The organism is Psychromonas sp. (assembly GCF_041586535.1).
Classification (GTDB): domain Bacteria; phylum Pseudomonadota; class Gammaproteobacteria; order Enterobacterales; family Psychromonadaceae; genus Psychromonas.
The window spans coordinates 1-2,870 of record NZ_JBFGZY010000225.1 but is presented as its reverse complement, the minus strand read 5'-3'; the positions used below and the strand labels follow the sequence as shown (position 1 = coordinate 2,870).

Genomic DNA, 2,870 nt, shown 5'->3' with positions numbered 1-2,870 from the left:
GTATGTCGGTTAAAGGTCACCGTCGCGCCTTCTTCAGGCAGTCCCGGAAAGTCAGCAGTCAGCATATGATCAGTAGGGCGGATCACTAAACAGTGCTCACCTTTATCTTCCTGCTGCACTCCGACAACGTCAAATAGCTGCAGTGCAAACTGAGTAAAATCCGGTTTCTGATCAATCTCCATAATATCATCGAGTAAATCACTTTGATGCAGGATACCGCTGGAGTTGATCTCCAATAATTTGTCGCGCCCTTGCTCAAGCTGTTTTTTGAGCTTGTCATTATGAGTGCGGGTTGTTTTTATTAATTTATCTAATTCACCATTTGCATTTTCACCCGTCGCGAGTAAATTAATCAGATCATCTTTAATCAATTCAAAAATCGTATGACCGGTAGGGGTGGTTTGCGTGAAAGCTTGCAATCCCTGTTCATACCAGTGCTGCAGATACTCCTGTGATGTCCCTTTCAGGAATGGTGTATAGATTTGAATATCACAACGCTGACCTATCCTGTCCAAGCGTCCGATGCGCTGCTCAAGTAGATCCGGATTCATCGGCAGATCAAATAAAACCAGGTGGTGAGCGAACTGGAAGTTACGTCCTTCAGATCCTATTTCAGAACAGAGCATCACTTGCGCGCCGTCTTCTGTTTGAGCAAAATAGGCGGCTGCTTTATCGCGTTCAATTAAGGATAAACCTTCATGGAAAACGGCCGCTTTAATTGCTTCTTTGGTACGTAATGCTTCTTCAAGTGCTAACGCAGTTTCAGCTTGTGCTGCAATAATGAGGATCTTTTCCCCTTTTAGCTGTTGAATAAGATCAATTAACCAAGTGATACGCGGATCAAAGGCACACCATGAATTGCTTTTATCACCTTCAAATGCCTGGTAAATCTGCTCTGGATAAAGTGCACTGAAAGCTTGTTCCTTGAGGGAGCCTGAAGGTAGCATCTTGGACACTTTAATGGCGGTTTTGTACTGCTCAGGCAGAGGCAGGCTAATGCTTTTCAGGCAGCGTTTTGGGAAGCCCTGGATGGCTGAGCGGGTATTACGGAATAACAAACGCCCGGTACCGTGACGGTCTAATAAGTTGTTGATCAATTCATGTTGTGCAGACTGGCGCTCACTATTTTCCAGTGTAAGATCATCAATAATATTAAATAGCGGTTGCACGTCCTGCTCATTGAGCAGTTCGGTAATACTGTTTTTTGAATCATTGGAAAGTTGATCGTTTTCCAGCAATTCGTTAATTGCGCTCGCAACCGGTTTGTAACTTGCTTCTTCTTCAACAAATTTTTGGTAATCAAAGAAACGATTTGAATCTAATAAGCGCAAACGTGCGAAATGACTTTCATGGCCAAGTTGATCCGGGGTTGCCGTAAGCAGTAAAACACCAGGAATACTTTGTGCTAAGGCTTCAACAACCTGATATTCACGGCTGGGTTTTTCTTTGTCCCAAATAAGGTGATGTGCTTCATCAACGATCAACAGATCCCATTCGGCTTCTAATGCATTTTCGAAATGATTTTTTTTGCGTAATAAATTAATACTGCACAGGACTAATTGTTCAGTCTCAAAAGGATTAACAGAATCAAGGTAAGCATCATTACAACGTGAATCATCAAACATACTGAAATGTAAATTAAAGCGGCGCATCATCTCAACTAACCACTGATGCTGTAAATTTTCAGGTAAAACAATCAATACTCGTTTCGCCCGACCGGTGATTAACTGTTGGTGGATGATTAAACCCGCTTCAATGGTTTTACCCAAACCTACTTCATCGGCTAATAAAACACGAGGCGCATGACGTTTACCCACTTCTTCGGCGATATAAAACTGATGCGGAATAAGATCTACGCGGGCACCTAATAAACCACGTTGTTTGGATTGTTGTTGCTCATGCTGATTGGTTAATGACTTATAACGAAGTACAAAACGCTCAAATTTATCAATTTGACCTGCGAAAAGTTTATCTTGTGGTTTATTAAACTTGATAAAGTTATTTAAAAAAGTTTCTTTTAATTCACTGGGGTCGCCATTATCAACACGCGTTCCGATATAGGTTATTAAGTTATCGTTTTCAACCACTTCAGTCACTAACAGTTTTGACTCATCATGACTGAGGATCTCATCCCCGACATTAAAACGAACACGTGTAATCGGAGCTTCAGAAACAGAGTACAAACGCTGTTCACCGGAAGCAGCAAATAATAACGTCAACATACGTCCTTCTAAAGCGACAATAGTGCCTAATCCTAATTCAGATTCCGCATCACTAATCCAACGTTGACCCAAAGAAAATATCATAAAGTACCACTCAAAATAAAACTTAAACAAGAAAGGGGCGCTATGTTACCTAAATCGGATTAATAGGTACTAGTGATAATTAAGAAAAACAGAGATTCTTTTAGATTCCTCATATAAATGAAAGAATACTTGCAGTTGTTTAATAAATAGGCGGTTGAAATTTTATTGTCAATAAATGCTTGCCAATGTAATTTGAATCCCTATAATGCGCACCCACAGACACGGGGCATGACGCAAGTTGGCCGGTGACTGAAAGCTCTTTAACAATTTAATCAAACAATCTGTGTGGACATTCATTGTTGATATGATTTCAAATAAGTCCTAGTTACTAGGCACTATATCAATAGAATGACACACGAATTAATTCATTAATTCAGAATAACAAAAGTATTTCGGTACTTTCGTTTTAGTCAGTAATATTGAGTCGCATCGCAAGATGCAAATTAAACTATAAATTGAAGAGTTTGATCATGGCTCAGATTGAACGCTGGCGGCAGGCTTAACACATGCAAGTCGAACGGTAACAGGAAATAGCTTGCTATTTTGCTGACGAGTGGCGGACGG

General features: G+C 40.6%; 1 protein-coding gene and 1 rRNA gene. One reads left to right on the top strand and one right to left on the bottom strand.

Annotated features, from left to right (window positions below):
- A partial coding sequence (rapA, locus tag ABZA00_RS16775; protein ID WP_372883295.1) for an RNA polymerase-associated protein RapA occupies nucleotides 1-2,306 on the bottom strand: 2,306 nt, incomplete at its 3' end.
- A 452-nt stretch (nucleotides 2,307-2,758) separates the two neighbouring features.
- Between rapA and ABZA00_RS16770 the strand changes: the two genes are divergently transcribed.
- Nucleotides 2,759-2,870, top strand: a 16S ribosomal RNA gene (locus tag ABZA00_RS16770); the annotation flags it as partial.